Source organism: Levyella massiliensis (assembly GCF_000308275.2).
Classification (GTDB): Bacteria; Bacillota; Clostridia; order Tissierellales; family Peptoniphilaceae; genus Murdochiella; species Murdochiella massiliensis_A.
In genome coordinates this window covers 103,599-120,720 of the sequence record NZ_HG529491.1, presented here as the reverse complement: position 1 = coordinate 120,720, position 17,122 = coordinate 103,599, and the positions used below count along the sequence as shown (strand labels likewise).

Below are 17,122 nucleotides of genomic sequence, written 5' to 3'. Positions count from 1 at the left end.
ATGCAGCGATGGAGAGCTTTTTTGGTAAGATGAAAACCGAATGGCTTTACAAGATGCCACAAACCATTCGCGAAGCAAGGAAGCTAATCTATGAATATGTATGGACCTTCTATGCGAAAGAAAGAAGGCATGCGACAAACGGATACCAAACCCCTTACGAGGCTTATTACGGATGAGGTAGAAATGATAAATCTACACTCTACCATTTGGGGGACAGTTCAAAATGGCGAAATGCCCCGTAAAGTTAAGGCATAGATTACGGGTCAAAATCGCAAAATGGCAAAATGTCCCGTAAAGTTAAGGCACAGATTACGGGTCAAAATCGCAAAATGGCGAAATGCCCCGTAAAGTTAAGGCGTAGATTACGGGTCAAAATCGCCAAATGGCAAAATGCCCCGTAATCGGCGCCCATCGCGCTACCGGCGTTGCCCCGCCGCCACGTCGCCACACCCGCCGGCACGTTACTACACCCGCCGCCCCGTCGCCCGCTTGCTTTTTTGTAGTATAGCCTCTCCAAAAATCATCGTTAAAATAGCGCTCTCTTTAGGTATCGCTTCCGTTTCATGGTATACTAGCCATGAAGAAATCGCATCTCATTTGACTATGCGTTCATTTTATTTTTTTTTCGGTAGGAACCCCTTTGGATCATTATTATTCGATGAAGAGAGCAGAATTGAAAGATTTGGCCGAGTCACGCGGGCTAAAAAAGGCATATACCTTTCGCAAAGATGCGCTAATCGGCTGGCTGGAAGCGCAAGATGCACGAGAAACTAACGAAAGTCTGTCAGGAGAAAAGGCATCTGCGGTTTCCAAGAGTGCGGCTACCCCGTCGAAAAGCGATAAGGCAGGCGCCAAGAAATCCGCCGTTTCGTCGAAAGGCGACAAGGCGGAAGCCAAGAAAACGGTAGCGAAAAAGGGCAGAGCAAAAGCCAAGAAAACTTCTGCGTCAGCCAAGAACAAACCGACATCCGACAACGCCACTTCCCAAAAGGAGACATCTGACGATAGCCTGCCTGGCAATGCAGCATCGGATGAAATGTTTTGCGTCGAAGAGACAGCTGGTGCAGAACCCGCATGTGACGAAACGAACGACACCGCTTCGGACACAGCTAAAAAAGCGCGCCGCGATTTGCCTTCGGACAGCGGTGTTTTGGAAGTCATGTCCGACGGCTATGGCTTTTTGCGCGGTGAAAAAGAAGATGGCACGCGTACGGACTATTATGTGCCGGCCATTCAGATCAAACGCTTTAATCTGAAGAGCGGCGATATCGTGGAAGGCATCGTTGGGGATGCACATGATAAAGACAAGTATGCGCCGATCATTTATATCAATGCCATTAACGGCACAAGTCCTACCAGCTATGTGCGACGTATGGAATTTGATGATCTTACCCCGATTTATCCCAATGAACGCTTGCGCTTGGAGACGGTGCCGGAAGGTATTTCCAATCGCATCGTGGATCTCGTAGCGCCGGTGGGACGCGGACAACGCGGCCTTATTGTTTCTCCTCCGAAAGCCGGTAAGACCACCTTGCTGAAATCCATCGCACAGGCCATAGAGCTGACGTATCCGGAAGTGTATTTATTTATTCTGCTCATCGATGAACGGCCGGAGGAAGTGACGGATTTCGAAAACAGCGTCAATCGCATGCGTAAGAACGATGACTCCATTCGTACGGAAGTCGTTGCCTCTACCTTTGATAAGCAGGCGCAGAATCACACGCGCACGGCGGAAGAATTGCTGGAACGTGCTAAGCGATTGGTGGAAAGCGGGCAGGATGTTATGATTTTGCTGGATTCACTCACCCGCTTATCGCGTGCGTATAACATTACCACGTCGCCATCGGGACGTACGCTTTCCGGCGGTCTGGATCCGGTGGCGCTGTACCCGCCAAAGAGATTTTTCGGCGCGGCACGTAACATCCGCGATGCCGGCAGCCTGACCATCCTGGCCACCTGCTTGAAAGATACCGGATCACGCATGGATGATATGATCTATGAGGAATTCAAGGGGACGGGAAATATGGAAGTGCATTTATCCCGCAATCTGTCCGAAATGCGAATTTTCCCCGCCATCGATATTTTCTCGTCGGGTACGCGTCGCGATGATTTGCTCTTGACGAAAGAAGAACAAAACGCGATGCTGGAAGTGCGCAAACAGGGACGCAATGCTGACGAAACGGCAGTGATGGAACAGTTTGTGCGGCTGATGAAAAACACGGAAAACAATCAGGAATTTTGTCGCGTCATTTTAGGCAACTCTGCTGCTGCCGGCGAGGCAAGGCGCCGAGTCTCTCCTGCAACCCGTCGCTTCGCACAACGAGAAGCCATTTCTTTATCACGAGCGAAGACACCCACAGAAAGGAGCGAAGAATGAAAAGAGTCGGGCAATTCTTCTGCTTAGCCGCAGCGCTGATCGTGCTGATGGCGGGATGCGGACAGGGGAAAAAGCTGAAAGCCGGCACGTATGAAGGTAGCGGCCAGGGAAATGCAAAGGGGACGCCCATTCGCCTTTCTGTTACCATCGATGAAAGCGGAAAAATTTATGAGATGAAAATCCTAGAACACCAGGAAACACCGCAGATTGGCGGAAAAGCATTGGACAAATTGGTGGAGCAGGCGACCACTAAAAATACCGCAGAAGTAGATACTATTTCCGGTGCCACGCGTACCAGTGAAGGCTTCCGCGACGCTTTGCGCGCTGCTTTGGCAAAGGCTGCCGGAGAAGAAAGCTCTGCCACAAATGAGAAAGCAACGTCTTCCGCATCGGCAGAAGCCGCATCAAAGGTACAATAGAGAGCCAAAGGAGGGCTTCTTGCGGCAGAAATGTTGAAAAATCCCTCTTTTCGCATTATAATGACGCTATATGTGTTTTATTTAAGGAGGAAGTATGGCGGAGTATACATTAAACGCGCAAGTGCGTGAAGTGTCGGGTAAAAACCGAGTGGATAAATTACGTGCAGAGGGCCTGATTCCGGCCGTGATCTACCAAAAAGGGGCAGAGAACGACATGGTACAGGTCAAAGATTTGGAGTTCGCTCATGTTTATAACAAGGCCGGTACCTCGAGTCTGGTCGAGTTGAATATGGGCAATGAAAAAAAGACCGTATTGATTAAGGAAGTGCAGAGACATCCGTTCCGCGATGAAGTGCTGCACATTGACTTCCAGGGCGTTCGCATGGACGAAGCGATTCGTCTGCTGGTTCCGGTCGTATTGGTGAACCGTGATGAGATTCGTGTACAGCCGTCTGTATTACTGCAGATGCTCGACGAAGTCGAAATCGAGTGCTTGCCGGGCGATATTCCGGCACAGGCCGAAGTTGACGTACAGAATATGCAAATCGGTGATGTGATCACCGTTGCCGACCTGGATGTGGCTAAAAACGACAAAGTTACCGTTCTCATCAATGAAGAAGAACCGGTGGCTTCTTTGAGCGAACCGCAGGAAGAAGTGATCTCGGAAGAGACGGAAGAAGAGACGAGTGCAGCCGATGTACCTGTTGTTGGCGAAAAAGAGAAAGAAGAAGCCGAAGAAGAGTAATCGCAACAGAGATATTGGTATCGATATCGGACGGGGGTAGGCAACTACCTCCGTTTTTTGGTTTCGAGTGTATCATTTTACTGCGGAGGCTTTGATCGCGTAGAAGGGAGGGAAAATGGACGGTTTTAAGGAGCCTAGGCCATCGATCTACATGGACTATGCCGCTACATCTCCCATGCCGCAGGAGGTATGGGAAGCCATGCAACCGTATTGGGAAGAGCGCTTTGCCAATCCCGCGAGCGTCCACCCGATGGGTAGTGCTGTCAATTGGGAAGTGATGCAGGCGCGTGAAAGCTTGGCGTTCCTGCTCAATTGCCAGCCCCGAGAGCTCATTATTACCTCAGGCGCCAGCGAAGCCGATAATCAAGCGGTTTGGACAGGGTGGCATTACGGGTATGCACGAAAAGAAACGAACGGCATGCCGCATATCATTGCTACGGAAATGGAGCATGAGGCGGTGCGTGAACCCCTGCTTTTCTTGCAACGCGAACACCTGGCGGAGGTCACCTTCCTGCATCCGGGGCCATCGGGGCTGATTCAGCCGAACGCTTTGCGCGAAGCCATTCGACCGCAGACCTGTTTTGTATCCATCATGGCGGTGAACAATGAAGTAGGCACCATCCAGCCCATTGCCGAACTCGTCGCGTGCGTGCGTAGCTGTGAAGGGAAAGACCGTATCCTATTTCATACCGATGCCGTACAAGCGGCACCCCATTTGCCCATGGATTGCCAAGAGTGGGGCGTGGACATGCTTTCGTTATCTGCCCACAAATTTGGCGGTCCGAAGGGCATCGGTCTTCTTTTCGCAAAACAAGGTGTTCCGGTGGAACCCCTGATTCGCGGCGGTGCACAGGAACGCGGCTTGCGTGCCGGCACCACGCCTGTGCCGGGGATTATCGGTATGACAAAGGCGTTGGAATGGACGCGCATTCACCTAAAAGAGGAAGAAAAAGCCTTGCATGCGTTGGGCCATGCGCTGACAGAAGGCTTGCGTAGGATAAAAGGCGTGCATCTGACCGTAGAAGAAGCGGACCGCTTGCCGGGGATCGTCCACATTACCGTGGAGGGGCAGTCGCATGAAGTATTGCTGGCCCAATTGGGGCGGCGCGGCCTGTCGCTCTCTGCCGGTTCCGCTTGTCAGGCGGGTGCCGTTACGGATAGCTATGTGCTTGCGGCACTAGATGTGCCGGAAGCGCGGCGTCGCGGTGCACTGCGCTTCTCCCTCGGATGGAAAAACACGAAAGAAGACATTGCGTTTGCGGTGCAGGCGCTTCAAGATGTGATCGAGAAAGGATAGGCATGAAAAAGCGCGTATTGGTAGCAATGAGCGGTGGCGTGGATTCCAGCGTTGCTGCGGTATTGCTGCAGGAACAAGGCTATGAGTGTGTCGGCGTCACCATGCGTCTTTACGAAAATGCTATGGTGGCCAATCCCCGTCACACCTGTTGCAGTTTGGACGACGTGGAAGATGCACGCCATGTGGCGTATTCGTTGGGCATGGAATACTATGTCTTCGATTTTTCACCGGAGTTTGACGAAAAAGTCATCCAGAAATTTGTGCAGTATTACGAGAAAGGCTGGACGCCGAACCCCTGTATCGATTGCAATCACTATCTTAAATTCGATCATTTATTAAAACGTGCCGACGAGCTGGATTGCGATTACATTGCAACAGGACATTATGCGCGTGTCGCCCAGGAAGGAGAACGATTCGTTCTGAAACGCGGCTTGGACGCTCATAAGGATCAAACCTACGCGCTCTATTCCTTCGGACAGGATGTGTTGTCCCGTACTTTGCTTCCTGTGGGCGAGTATGAAAAAACAAAGGTACGGGAGATTGCCGAAGCGCATCATCTCATCAATGCCCGAAAACACGATTCCCAGGATATTTGTTTTGTGCCGGATGGCGATTATGTGGCGTTTCTGGAACGCTATACGGGGAAACACTATGCCCCCGGCGATTTAGTGGATGCCGAAGGTAACGTACGCGGCAGACATCGCGGGGCGGTGGGCTACACTATCGGACAACGACGCGGCTTGGGCATTGCGGCAAAAGAGCCCCTCTATGTCTATGATAAAGATATGACGAAAAACCTGGTCAAAGTGGGCGGTCAAGAACAACTCATGGCAGATGGCCTTTTGGCGGCGGATTGGAATTGGATTTCTTCCGTGTCCGAAACACCCGTTCGCGCAACGGTAAAGATTCGCTATAATGCGAAAGATCAGCCAGCCACGCTCTTTCCCCTTCCCGCTGCGGATGGCGAGGGGGAGAACACCTTGCGCGTTGTTTTTGATGTTCCTCAACGCGCGATAGCACCCGGACAGGCTGCCGTGGCGTATCAGGGGGAGAACGTATTGGGTGGCGGGACCATTGTTCAAGTCTTACGGCACACGAAATAAGCAATGCGCCAAGTCAGATATGTAATGAGATAGCGGCGGCACCTGTTTAGAGAGCATAAAAAGAGACCGTACCGAACAATGTTCGGTACGGTCTTTTTGTTTTTATAGTTCTGTTTAACGGATGACGTTCGCTTATTCCGCTTGCTTCTCAATGGAGGCAACCACAGCGTCAGCCAAAGCAGCCACTTCTTTGTCCGTAGTGTCATCCGGTGAGGACATGAACGAAACTTCGGCATCCAGATAGAAGATGTTGAACATCTGATCCAAGATCTTCTTCATTTCGGCACCGGAGGTCGGAGCCCATGTACCGTTTTCGATGATGCCGACGGTACGATTCTGCATGTTCAACGCGACCATGTCGTTCAGGAAGTTCTTCATCGGCGGATAGACGCCCAGGTTGTAGGTCGGGGATGCCAGGATGATGTGGCCGACACGGAATGCTTCCGAAATCAGGTAGGACATATGCGTATTGGATACATCCCAAACGGTTACGTCCGTGACACCGCGCTGGACGATTTCCGAGGCCAATTTCAGAGCCACCTGTTCGGTGTTGCCATACATCGATCCGTAGACGATCATGACACCGTTATCTTCCGGCGTGTAGCTGGACCATTTGTCGTATTTGTCCAGGATGTAGCCGAGGTTCTTTCTCCAAATCACACCGTGCAACGGGCAGAGAATCTTGATCGGCAGCGTAGCGGCAACCTTCAAAACAGCTTGTACGTAGGCACCGTATTTACCAACGATGTTGGTCAGATAGCGGCGTCCGGGTTCGAGCCAATCGCGATCCCAGTCGACTTCGTCATCAAACAGATGTCCGTCAAGAGCCTTGAAGGAACCAAAAGCGTCAGCACTGAAGAGGACGCCGTTTGTAGTATCCAAGGTTGCCATCGGTTCCGGCCAGTGCACCATCGGCATCTGGACAAACGCAAAGTTGTGTTTGCCGGAGCTGAAGGTATCGCCAGTGCCTACCGTGATACGTTTTTCGCAATGATAGTTGAACTGTGTCATGAAGTAGAAGCCTTTTTCCGTCGAAATAACGGTGGCTTCCGGGTGACGCAGAATGACTTCCTGGAATGTCGACGCATGGTCCGGCTCCCAGTGATTGATGATGATGTAGTCCAACGGACGTCCATTCAGGACATGGTCCAGGTTGTCCAAGAAATACGGTGCAAATTCGAAATCAACCGTATCAAACAACACTGTTTTTTCATCCAACAGGACATAGGAGTTGTAACTTACGCCTTCCGGAATCGGATGAATTCTCTCAAAAATATCGGTACGGTGATCGTTCACACCGATCCAATACAAATCTTTTACGACTTCACGAACATTTGCCATGCAAATCCTCCTTCACCTTTCTCTATGTGCTTTTCTCTTCTGTGCGGGTTTAACACGCGGTTTTTCTCTTGTTACTGTTCAATCGAAATGAAGCCGCTCTTCGGGTCACCGCACTTCGGGCACAGATAGGTGTCCGGAAGCTGATCAAACGGCGTTCCCGGTGCGATGCCACTTTCCAGATCGCCCTTTGCCGGATCATATTCATTGCCGCAGCCGTTGCAGACGTGGATACCGGATTTTGTACGCGGTTCCTGCGGGACGTTGCGTTTTTTCTTCTCAAAGTCTTGTGCCGGATGACGTTCCTGACCCTGATCCAGAGCCTTTGTCAAGAGCGGCATGATTTCCATTACATCGCCGACGATGCCATAGTCCGCATTCGCAAAGATCGGAGCAGCTTCATCTGTATTCACCGCAACGATGGTGGCAGCTTCTTTGATGCCGCGCAGATGCTGGCCAGCACCGGAAATACCCATGGCAAAGTAGAGGTTGCCCTTGAATTTCTGACCGGACATACCAACATAGCGTTCGATCGGCAGATAGCCCAGCGTTTCTGCTACCGGACGGGAGCTGGAAATAGCTGCGCCGACGGCCTTGGCCAATTCTTCGGCTACCTTCATATTCTCCTTCGGTCCGATACCTTGGCCGACAGAGACCAGACGTTCCACTTCGTCCACCGGAGCGAAAGTGTCCACCGTCGTATCAAATGCGTAGCCATCTTTCTTCAAGGCTTCGACCAACTGTTTCACCTGTTCTTCCGGCGTTCCCTCGAACATAATGTTCTTACGCGGTCCGGTGATAGCGCCCGGCTTGCCCGTATCGGCAATGGCCGCTGCTTTTCTCTTGCGTCCGACACGACCGATGATCTGACCGGCAATAACGACGCGCATGATTTCATTCGTGCCTTCGTAGATCTGTGTGATCTTCGCATCACGGAACATACGTTCTACATCAATGCCCTTAATGAAGCCGTTGCCGCCATGCAGCTGCAACGCTTCCGTAGTTACCCACATGGCTGTATCCGAAGCGAACATCTTGGCCATGGCCGCTTCCTTTGTATACTTGCCATGATTCGTCTTGAGTTCCGCTGCCTGATAGATCAGGTGACGAGAAGCCTCAATACGTGTAGCCATATCCGCAATCTTAAAGCTTACGCCCTGGTTTGCCGCAATCGGCTGTCCGAACTGGATACGTTCACGTGTGTAATTGACGGTTGCTTCAAAAGCGCCCTGCGCAATACCCAGCGCCTGGGAAGCAATACCAATACGGCCACCATCCAACGTTGCCATAGCAATCTTAAAGCCTTCGCCTTCTTTGCCCAGCAAGTTTTCCTTCGGAACGATGACGTTCTTGAATTTCAATTCCGACGTCAGCGATGAACGAATGCCCAATTTATCGTACTGTGTCGGGAAAGAGAATCCTTCATAGTCTTTTTCAACGATGAAAGCACTGATGCCGTGCGTTCCTTTTTCCGGGCTGGTGACTGCGAAAATAACATACGTATCGGCACGCTGACCGTTGGTAATAAAGATCTTTCCGCCGTTTAATACGTAATGATCGCCTTCCAGTACGGCGGTTGTTTCCGTGCCGCTGGCATCCGAACCGGCGTGCTCTTCCGTTAAACCGAAAGCACCGATTTTTTCACCCTTTGCTAGGGGAACTAAGTATTTTTGTTTCTGTTCTTCCGTACCGAAAGCCCAGATTGGCCAGGATCCCAAGGAAGTATGTGCCGAGCAAATAACGCCGACGCCGCCGTCCACACGCGACAGCTCTTCCACGGTTATGGCATAGCTTGTAGCATCTAAGCCTTGGCCACCATATTTCTTCTCATACGGAATGCCTAACAATCCCATCTCACCCATGTGCTTTACAATCTCTTCAGGAAATTCCTCACCCTGATCCAGACGGAAAGCAATCGGCTTAACTTCTTTTTCCGCAAAATCACGAACGATCTTACGGAGCGCTTCGTGTTCCTGTGTCAGCTGATATCCCATACTTCCTCCTTTATAACCTTTCCTCCATCAATGCAAAACGTTTTCACGTTCGACACACGCCCTTTTCTTTACGTGCATCGGTTGCACTTCTCCCACATTTTAATGCAACGGCGAGCACCTTGCAACTAATTACTATGAAAATCCTCGGAATTAAAACGTCTGAAAATGAACGCTCACAGCACTCCATTTGGACACAAAGCCGCAATGAACGGCTGTTTTCTGCCCATTTCATTCTTCGTTCCGACAAGGCTTACTCGACCAATGTCCCTATACCCATTCCTAGCAGGAAATCGTATCAGTTTTCACGGACTTTGAGAGATGAAAGCTAAGGCCCAAAAAGGCAATAAAAAAAGAAGGCTTGAAAGCCTTCTTTGATTTAGACGGAGAAGGTGGGATTCGAACCCACGTGTCCCGAAAGAGACAAACTGATTTCGAGTCAGCCCCGTTATGACCACTTCGATACTTCTCCATGCGTTGTACCCGACTATTCTACATGAAAGCATGAAAAGACGCAAGGGCACTTGAAAAGGCGGCCTTACCGTTTTGTCAGTCGAGAAAGCACATTTCTCTTTAAATATGAGAAAGGTTAAATAGCAGTGCTTTTTTTACTCCGTCATCCGATAATGCCCGATGATGTCGTTGCGCTTTTCGAGTAGGTCTTCTTCATAGTTGGCCTGATCGGAGGAAGCGTGGTGCAGGAGATAAGGGATGCCGCGGGCGTTGCGGCGATCGGACACGATGCCGATATGGCCTTCAAAGATGACGATATCGCCGCCCTGCCAATCGTCAAGCTGATGAAGATCCAGTGTTTTAGAGATGGCGTGACGCGCCAAAAAAGCATGCTGATTTTGAACGCGGCGAAAGTCGATGGACGACCCAGGCGTTGCAAAGGGGTAGGACGATGGCGATGAACGAATATCTTCGCGCATCAGGGAAAGAAGATCATAACCGGCGTCGCGGAGGGCGAAAGCGATCACATCGGTACAGATGCCGCACGCATCATCGGGATATCCGGTCGGATAGTTGCGGCTTTGATAGCGGGGATTTGTGGAGAGATAGCGCAGGGCACCCTGCAGAATGTCCGTTTGATCATCGATACCATCGCGGTCGCGATCGCAGGAACTGTGAAAGGGCTGAATGGATTTTGCATAGCGATCGGGCAGGCGATGAAAAGTGCGCTGTGCGGGACGGAAGGAGGGGCTTTCGGCATGTGCCAGCAGCTGTATGGCAAACGTCCCCGCAAGAAGAACGATAAAGAGGAGAGGAAAGAGAAGTTTTCTGGGGGCAGGCCCGGGATCTTCCGAACTGTGATGCGCTCGTTCGGCATGACGCTGCGGCGTGGAACGGATAATGGGGGAGGGTTTTGCGATGCGTTTCATAGGCGCCTTCTTTCGCTTCTTTCGCTGGAACGATCCTACTTCATTATAACGCATAATTCACTAAAATAATTGTTTATTTATTAATATTGAGTTGAGATATTTGGGAGAACGGAAGGGGGGACTTTTCAATGGGATAACGTTTGACAATACAAGGGGTACATGGTACCTTTAAAGTGCTGTGAAGCGTCCAATCGAAGGGGCGTTTTTTTACGCAAAATTCATTTTTGCTGGAAGGGCAAGAGCAGGAAGCTTTCAGAAAGGGGAGCAAAATGACGAAAGTTTTGGTAACGGAAAAAGTCCATCCGGACGGAATAAAGAAGTTGGAAGATGCCGGCTATGAGGTAGTATGGAGCAAAATTAAGAGCTTGACGGATTCGGAAACCCTGGTCGAAGAATTCAAAGACATTGATGCTGCGCTGATTCGCATTGCCGAGATTCCGGAAGAAGCTATCAAAGCTGCCAAAAATTTGAAGATTATCTCCAATCATGGTGTCGGTTATGACAACTATCCGCTGGCTTTACTGAAGGAAAAGGGAATCACCCTGACCACTACGCCGGGCGCTAACGGCCAAGCAGTTGCCGAATTTACCGTCGGTCTGATGATGACCATTTCGCTGCAGATTGCGCAATCCTCGCGTCGCTATAAAGCAGAGAGCTGGGCGGCTCGTTCCAATACGCCGATGGGCTACTCCATTCAGGGAAAGACCTTGGGTATTTTGGGCTATGGACGCATCGGTCGCGCCATTGCTGATATCTGCATAAACGGATTTGGCATGAAAGTGGTTGTCTATGATCCGTATGTCAAACGCGATGATGCACGCGTCACCTATGTGGACGATGTCGATGATGTTTTGAAGGTTGCGGATTATGTCACCCTGCACTTGATGCTGACAGATGAAACGCGTCATATGATCAGTGATCATCAGTTTGATGTGATGAAGAAATCGGCTATTTTGCTTAACTGCGCACGTGGTCCGATCGTTGATGAAGAAGCATTGATTCGTGCTTTGGACGAAGACAAGATCTTTGGTGCCGGCTTGGATGTGACGGAAACGGAACCCTGCGATCCGAACAGCCCGCTGTTCAAACATGAGCGCGTTGTGTTGACCCCGCACTTTGCGGTGAAGACGAATGAATGTGAATCGGCGGTCTGCACGATGGCAGCCGAGAACATCATCAACTTCTTCAACGGCAAAGAGCTGAAGGGACAGATTAAGCTGTAAAAATCCGTTTGCTATTGCGGTTGTCGGGAAAAAGACGGCTATCGCGTGTGGCGACAATAAGAAGTAAAAGGACTTGGCTTCGGTCAAGTCCTTTTTTTGTGTGGAAATGCTATGATATACTGAGAGAAAGTTTCGATGGCATTGCCATCGAAAAGGCAGGAGGGCGCATGAAGGCAATCTTATTTGATATGGACGGTACGCTGCTGGATTCACAACGGGCGTGGTATGACGCAGAGGTCAGTTATCTGGAAGACCAGGGCGTGGATGCACGCGATGTGGATTACGAATTGCTGCTGACGTCCGGTTCACAAGGCGTCGTGGAATATTTGAACGATCACCTGCAGCTGGAGTTGGATGCGGCACAGATGCGTAGCAATGCCCTGGAACGCATGGAGCAATTTTATGCAACTACGGTAGAGCCGAAAGAAGGCGTGCGGGAAATGCTCCAAGTATTGCAACAGCTGGGTATTCCGATGGCGGTGGGTTCTGCCACGCCGGGGGAATTGTGTGAGTTGGCATTGGATACGACGCGTTTACGACCGTATTTTGACTTTGTGCTCAGCTCTTCCGACAACAATATCGATAAAAGCAATGCGAAGTTTTTTGCGATCGCAGCGGAACGTTTTGGCGTGTCACCCGACGAAATGGTGCTCTTTGATGATGCGCTACTGGCATTACGTGCCGCCGGCGAATTGGGGTGCCATACGGTCGGCATTGCCGATGACGGCTATCCGCAGGATGAAGATGCCCTGCGCATGACGGCCGATGAATTTTATTATTCCTTTGCGGATTTACGCACAAAAGAATGGGCTGATGAACTTGGCCTGAACCATGCTTTGGAGGACGAACAATGAAACAATTTGAAGGCGGACGTTGCCTCGTAGCCAACCGCGTAATTGATCAGATGATAGCCATTCGTGCCGCTGAAGTGGACGGCGTGCTGGAAGTACGCGGCTTTGATGCATCCACCGGTGCTTTGCGCCACGGGTATGACAAGTCCATCATCACGGAAACGGAAAATGGCGACTTGTCTACTGAATTGTCCATTATTGTGGACAAAAACAGCATCATTATCGACGTGGTCAAAGAGGTGCAGGAAGCGATACGGCTGGAAGTGGAAGCCATTTTAGGTCTTAACTGCAAACGCGTGGATGTTCATGTCATCTGACGAGTAACAAACGATGCAAACGAAGAGAAAACCACTAAATTTATTGAAGGGGCCGATTTTGCCGCTGCTCTTGCGGTTTGCGGCTCCTTTTGTGATGACATCGCTGTTTACGACGCTCTATACGCTGACCGATCTGTTTTGGGTCGGGCAGGTGGCTACCGAGGACGCCGTAGCCGGCATTGGCATGATTAGCTTTGTCACCTGGATGGGTGATGCCATTGCTACGGGCGTTCGTACCGGCTTGGGCGTCGTGACGGCGCAAGGATACGGTGCCGGTAAAAAAGAAGAGGAATTAGCGCATATTTTATCCACGGGCTTTCAGGTAGCACTTTGCGCGGCAGCGGCGTTTTCGTTTATTGCCCAGCTTTTTTTGCCGCTTTTTGTGCGCTTTTATGCCTTGGGACCGACCATTTCGTCCATTGCGATGCGTTACGGACGCATTGTGTTTATCGGTATGGCCTTTAAAATGATGCACTTTTCCTATTCACAGGCGTTTCAGAGCTTTGGCGATTCAGTCAGTGCCTTTCGCATTAATTTTTTGGGCCTGTTGTTAAACGTCGTGCTGGATCCGTTACTCATTGCCGGCGTTGGGCCGTTTCCTGCGTGGGGAGTGGATGGCGCGGCATGGGCCACAACGCTTTCTCAAGTGGCGGTGTTTTTCCTGTTCCGTCGTGCGGCGCATCGCTTAGGGCAGAAAAACACCTTCGCCCAGAATCCGACGTCTCTCTTGGATCGCATGCGCTGGCTTGCGCCCATGAAAAAGGATGTGGCGCAGCGTGTGGTGCATATCGGGGTGCCGGTGACGCTTTTGATCGGCACGTTTTGTATCATCAATTTATTGTTAAGTCGTATGTTGGCCGGCATTGGTGCGGCCGCTGTGGCGGTTACCACGCTGGGCTCCCAAATGGAAAGCCTGAACTGGATGACGGCCGACGGCTTCGGGGCAGCCTTAACGTCTATGGCGGCGCAAAACATCGGTGCGATAGAGAAGGGCGGAGAGGCACAAAAAAAGCGCGTTAGCGATATTATGCGCACGGGCATTCTATTTATGACGGCGATCGGAACCGTCATCATGCTCCTTTTCATCGGCTTCGGCCGTCCGCTCTTTTCCTTATTTGTGCCGGGCCAGGAAGAGGCCATCGCCATGGGCGGCGCGTATCTCTTCATCTTTGCCTGGTCCGAGCCGTTTATTGCCTTTGAAACGTCATCCACGGCTTGCTTTAATGCATTTGGAAAAAGCCTTCCACCGGCGGTCAACTCAGTCGTTTTCAATCTCCTGCGCATCCCGTTGGGCTTTTTGTTCATGCAGCGTTGGGGCGCATATGGGATTTGGTTTGTCATGAGTATGACCAGCCTGGCAAAAGGCCTTGTCATCGGTTATTTGTTATTCCGCTTGCACCGTCAATACTCTTCTTCGTCATCGCTGTCACTGTCGTCATAAGAGAGCGTAGCGATGCTGTCGGTATTGAGCCAGTCGCTGTCGGGGCGGGACACTAAGCGGGAATTGCTGTAGGCAAGATAGAGAGGCAGAATGGTTTCACCCTGGTACGAGCCTGAAAGATGGCGTACCACCACGAGCGCCAGATCCACGAGTTTTTCATCCACGAGTGCGAGGGGCAATAACAAAGAGCCTCTATTCGTCCGCGGGTTATACATGGGAATGGCGGTTTTATAATTCCATTGCACGCGCTTCAAGGCCAGATTCACCGCGTCTTCGAAGCGATTTTTTAAGCGATTGAATACGCGTTGGTTGGATTCGATGCGATGCCCGAGTTTCTCAAAGAACGCCTTCTGCTTAAACGGAGGTGCTTTATAGGCTTCCTGCAGTGTCATACCGTCTATTTCCATCATGTCGCGCGACAGATTATCCTCCAAGAAGGCCAAGGGTAAGCGACGCGTGCGTTCCACAATGATGTGCGTGTAGTCACAGGAGAGATCTCCGGTGGCACTGTCGTAGAGCATATTTTCGACTTTATTTTCGAAATAATCGGCACGCATCGGCAGAGGATTGAAGACGCGTACCAGCGTTTTACCGATGTCTTCACCGGCAATCACAAAACCTAAAAGATACCAATATTGGGATTCGTAGCGCGTATTTTGTTTGAACAACGCATAGATATCGTCATATTTACGATCCACCAGACCTGTATTAAAGGCAGCGTAGGTATCTTGTGGCGATGTAGACGGCGGAGAGATCAATACTTTATTTTCCCATACCAATCGCTGGAAAGTGTAATTCAAATAATTTTTTAACAGCGGTACCGGATCGCCTTTCGGAGCCGTATTGCCGTAATACCATTTTTCAGGCAAGGCCAGGTTTGCCAGTTCTTCAAATTTTTTATAGTGGATAAAAGCCCAATCCGTCAGGCGCATTTTGGGCATGGGATAACGCTTATCATCGGTGGCCTGTACTTCATGAGCCACATAACTTTTTAACCGGACGAAACGCAGCGTCAGGCCATCTTCGTCGCGCTCTTTACACTCAAAGAAGTCGGGATAGTTTTCAAACAATTCGAATAATTCTGTCGGCGACTTTCCCTGTAGTTCGCCCTCCTCCGGCAGAAATGGCATTAAGCGTTCCGGTAGAATCCAGCGTCCTGCCTCCGGTTGCGCTTTTTTCAGGAGTTGTGCCAGGGAATCCGCCGCACCATAATCCGGTGCATCGTTGAAATATGAGTAATCCAAGCCAATTCGTCCTTTCTTTTCATCATGTTTAATTTTTATAAATATTATAACGTTTTATAGAAATTTCCAAATCTATTCTAACATTTACGCATTATCTAGGGGAGCTTTTTGGCGGATTTTGGTATAATAAAAACGGTAGATATCGTTTTCAAAGGGGGCTTTATGTTATGGGATAACGCACTGAAAATTATGCAGCAAACGATTCACGCCGTGCTGCCGGATAAGGCGGTGGCGCGTGCCCTGCAAACAAAATCTTTCGGGAAAGGAAGGTTGCGCTTACTGGCTGTCGGAAAAGCAGCTTCCTGTATGGCGGAAGAAGCTGTGGAACAGTTGGGCGATCGTCTGGAGCGCGGATTGGTCATCACTAAGTACGGGCATGCGGGAAAGCCCCTGCCGCGTATCAGCTATCGTGAAGCCGGCCATCCGGTACCCGACGAAAATTCGTTTCGCGCTACTCGCGAGGCTATGGCATTGGTGCAGGATCTGGAGGAAGGGGACACGTTGCTTTTGCTTCTTTCCGGCGGCGGATCAGCTCTCTTCGAACAACCGATGGTGACTGGGGAAGAACTGCAGAACATCACGCGTCAAATGCTGGCTTCGGGGGCGGATATACGGGAGATGAATACCGTGCGTAAACACCTGTCGCTCGTGAAAGGCGGCCGATTCGCAGCGCTCTGTGCCCCGGCCAATGTGTTTAGTATTGTTCTCAGCGATATCATTGGCGATCCGTTGGACATGATTGCCTCCGGGCCAACCGTTCCCGATTCTTCCACAAGTGCTGAAGCGCTGGCGCTGGTGGAAAAATACGGATGGTCTTTTTCCGCAGAAGCGTTGGAGGCTTTGGGTCATGAAACGCCGAAGCATCTGAGCAATGTGGAGACGGTGATCACAGGTAGCGTCAGTGAACTTTGTCGCGCTGCGGCAAAGGCATGTGAGGATTTGGGCTATTCGGCTGAGATTCTTACGGACGTGATGGATTGCCAGGCGGCAGAAGCCGGTTCTTTTTTGGGCTCCATTGCTATAACACGTCACAAACAAGGGCAGCGTCAGGCCATTATCGCCGGCGGGGAAACCGTGGTGCAGCTCAAGGGGAAGGGCCTCGGCGGTCGAAATCAAGAACTGGCCTTGGCGGCGGCGGAAAAAATAGCAGGTCTTCCCGGTGTTGCTTTGTTCAGCTTTGGCAGCGATGGTACCGACGGTCCTACTGATGCCGCTGGCGGCTTTGTGGACGGCAGCACAAAAGCGCGTTTGCAGGAACAGGGAATTAAGATTTATGACGTCCTACAAAATAACGATGCCTACCATGCGTTGGAAAAAGTGGGCGGTTTGTTGAAAACCGGTCCTACAGGGACGAACGTCAATGACGTTTCGGTCATTTTAATGGAATAAGAAGG

General features: G+C 50.7%; 15 protein-coding genes and 1 tRNA gene. 11 read left to right on the top strand and 5 right to left on the bottom strand.

Annotated features, from left to right (window positions below):
* The first annotated feature begins 8 nt into the window (after positions 1 to 8).
* The 6 genes from BN98_RS08745 to mnmA all read left to right on the top strand — a co-directional run bounded on the left by BN98_RS08745 (position 9) and on the right by mnmA (position 5,941).
* A complete protein-coding gene (locus tag BN98_RS08745; RefSeq protein WP_420804957.1) occupies positions 9 to 176 on the top strand; it encodes an integrase core domain-containing protein in 168 nt (55 codons plus the stop codon).
* A 464-nt stretch (positions 177 to 640) separates the two neighbouring features.
* A complete protein-coding gene (gene rho / locus BN98_RS05570) occupies positions 641 to 2,377 on the top strand; it encodes a transcription termination factor Rho (protein ID WP_019190474.1) in 1,737 nt (578 codons plus the stop codon).
* Positions 2,374 to 2,796 carry an FMN-binding protein gene (locus tag BN98_RS05565; RefSeq protein WP_019190473.1) on the top strand — a complete coding sequence of 141 codons (423 nt, stop codon included), beginning with the start codon at positions 2,374 to 2,376 and terminating at the stop codon, positions 2,794 to 2,796. Before rho ends, BN98_RS05565 begins: the two co-directional genes overlap by 4 nt.
* 94 nt (positions 2,797 to 2,890) lie before the next feature.
* Complete coding sequence (locus BN98_RS05560; RefSeq protein WP_019190472.1) at positions 2,891 to 3,541, top strand: 50S ribosomal protein L25; 651 nt, start codon at positions 2,891 to 2,893, stop codon at positions 3,539 to 3,541.
* Positions 3,542 to 3,656: 115 nt separating this feature from the next.
* On the top strand, positions 3,657 to 4,838 hold the full coding sequence (locus BN98_RS05555) for a cysteine desulfurase family protein (protein ID WP_019190471.1): 1,182 nt from the start codon (positions 3,657 to 3,659) through the stop codon (positions 4,836 to 4,838).
* Between the two features lie 2 nt (positions 4,839 to 4,840).
* Positions 4,841 to 5,941 carry a tRNA 2-thiouridine(34) synthase MnmA gene (gene mnmA, locus BN98_RS05550; protein ID WP_019190470.1) on the top strand — a complete coding sequence of 367 codons (1,101 nt, stop codon included), beginning with the start codon at positions 4,841 to 4,843 and terminating at the stop codon, positions 5,939 to 5,941.
* Positions 5,942 to 6,073: 132 nt separating this feature from the next.
* Here the strand turns inward: mnmA and BN98_RS05545 are convergent, their stop codons facing one another.
* From BN98_RS05545 to BN98_RS05530, 4 genes are all read right to left on the bottom strand, one after another.
* On the bottom strand, positions 6,074 to 7,282 hold the full coding sequence (locus BN98_RS05545) for an FprA family A-type flavoprotein (RefSeq protein ID WP_019190469.1): 1,209 nt from the start codon (positions 7,280 to 7,282) through the stop codon (positions 6,074 to 6,076).
* Between the two features lie 71 nt (positions 7,283 to 7,353).
* Complete coding sequence (locus BN98_RS08200; RefSeq protein ID WP_019190468.1) at positions 7,354 to 9,273, bottom strand: acyl-CoA dehydrogenase family protein; 1,920 nt, start codon at positions 9,271 to 9,273, stop codon at positions 7,354 to 7,356.
* Positions 9,274 to 9,654: 381 nt separating this feature from the next.
* Positions 9,655 to 9,742, bottom strand: a tRNA-Ser gene (locus BN98_RS05535).
* Between the two features lie 136 nt (positions 9,743 to 9,878).
* Positions 9,879 to 10,652: a DUF1287 domain-containing protein gene (locus tag BN98_RS05530; RefSeq protein ID WP_019190467.1), complete on the bottom strand. Its 774-nt coding sequence runs from the start codon at positions 10,650 to 10,652 to the stop codon at positions 9,879 to 9,881.
* A 269-nt stretch (positions 10,653 to 10,921) separates the two neighbouring features.
* On the opposite strand from BN98_RS05530, the gene BN98_RS05525 reads away from it, so the two are divergent.
* The 4 genes from BN98_RS05525 (at position 10,922) to BN98_RS05510 (ending at position 14,484) form a co-directional block, all read left to right on the top strand.
* Entirely contained in the window at positions 10,922 to 11,875 is a 954-nt protein-coding gene (locus BN98_RS05525) for a hydroxyacid dehydrogenase (protein WP_019190466.1), read from the top strand.
* 167 nt (positions 11,876 to 12,042) lie between these two features.
* Positions 12,043 to 12,729, top strand: a complete 687-nt coding sequence (locus BN98_RS05520) for an HAD family hydrolase (RefSeq protein WP_019190465.1) — start codon at positions 12,043 to 12,045, stop codon at positions 12,727 to 12,729.
* Positions 12,726 to 13,043: an Asp23/Gls24 family envelope stress response protein gene (locus BN98_RS05515; protein WP_019190464.1), complete on the top strand. Its 318-nt coding sequence runs from the start codon at positions 12,726 to 12,728 to the stop codon at positions 13,041 to 13,043. The genes BN98_RS05520 and BN98_RS05515 overlap by 4 nt, the downstream gene beginning before the upstream one ends.
* 13 nt (positions 13,044 to 13,056) lie before the next feature.
* Complete coding sequence (locus tag BN98_RS05510; protein ID WP_084765317.1) at positions 13,057 to 14,484, top strand: MATE family efflux transporter; 1,428 nt, start codon at positions 13,057 to 13,059, stop codon at positions 14,482 to 14,484.
* Here the strand turns inward: BN98_RS05510 and BN98_RS05505 are convergent.
* Entirely contained in the window at positions 14,445 to 15,728 is a 1,284-nt protein-coding gene (locus BN98_RS05505; RefSeq protein ID WP_019190462.1) for a DUF3825 domain-containing protein, read from the bottom strand. The two genes, BN98_RS05510 and BN98_RS05505, sit on opposite strands and share 40 nt — an antisense overlap.
* Before the next feature lie 162 nt (positions 15,729 to 15,890).
* Here BN98_RS05505 and BN98_RS05500 point away from each other — a divergent pair, with 162 nt between their 5' ends.
* A complete protein-coding gene (locus BN98_RS05500; protein WP_019190461.1) occupies positions 15,891 to 17,117 on the top strand; it encodes a glycerate kinase type-2 family protein in 1,227 nt (408 codons plus the stop codon).
* The last annotated feature ends 5 nt before the right edge of the window (positions 17,118 to 17,122 follow it).

Coding starts and splice junctions, on each gene's coding strand:
- BN98_RS08200 (WP_019190468.1), bottom strand. CDS start 9,273: ATGGGATATCAGCTGACACAGGAACACGAAGCGCTCCGTAAGATCGTT.
- BN98_RS05510 (WP_084765317.1), top strand. CDS start 13,057: ATGCAAACGAAGAGAAAACCACTAAATTTATTGAAGGGGCCGATTTTG.
- BN98_RS05515 (WP_019190464.1), top strand. CDS start 12,726: ATGAAACAATTTGAAGGCGGACGTTGCCTCGTAGCCAACCGCGTAATT.
- BN98_RS05520 (WP_019190465.1), top strand. CDS start 12,043: ATGAAGGCAATCTTATTTGATATGGACGGTACGCTGCTGGATTCACAA.
- BN98_RS05530 (WP_019190467.1), bottom strand. CDS start 10,652: ATGAAACGCATCGCAAAACCCTCCCCCATTATCCGTTCCACGCCGCAG.
- mnmA (WP_019190470.1), top strand. CDS start 4,841: ATGAAAAAGCGCGTATTGGTAGCAATGAGCGGTGGCGTGGATTCCAGC.
- BN98_RS05500 (WP_019190461.1), top strand. CDS start 15,891: ATGTTATGGGATAACGCACTGAAAATTATGCAGCAAACGATTCACGCC.
- BN98_RS05565 (WP_019190473.1), top strand. CDS start 2,374: ATGAAAAGAGTCGGGCAATTCTTCTGCTTAGCCGCAGCGCTGATCGTG.
- BN98_RS05545 (WP_019190469.1), bottom strand. CDS start 7,282: ATGGCAAATGTTCGTGAAGTCGTAAAAGATTTGTATTGGATCGGTGTG.
- BN98_RS05560 (WP_019190472.1), top strand. CDS start 2,891: ATGGCGGAGTATACATTAAACGCGCAAGTGCGTGAAGTGTCGGGTAAA.
- BN98_RS08745 (WP_420804957.1), top strand. CDS start 9: ATGGAGAGCTTTTTTGGTAAGATGAAAACCGAATGGCTTTACAAGATG.
- BN98_RS05555 (WP_019190471.1), top strand. CDS start 3,657: ATGGACGGTTTTAAGGAGCCTAGGCCATCGATCTACATGGACTATGCC.
- BN98_RS05525 (WP_019190466.1), top strand. CDS start 10,922: ATGACGAAAGTTTTGGTAACGGAAAAAGTCCATCCGGACGGAATAAAG.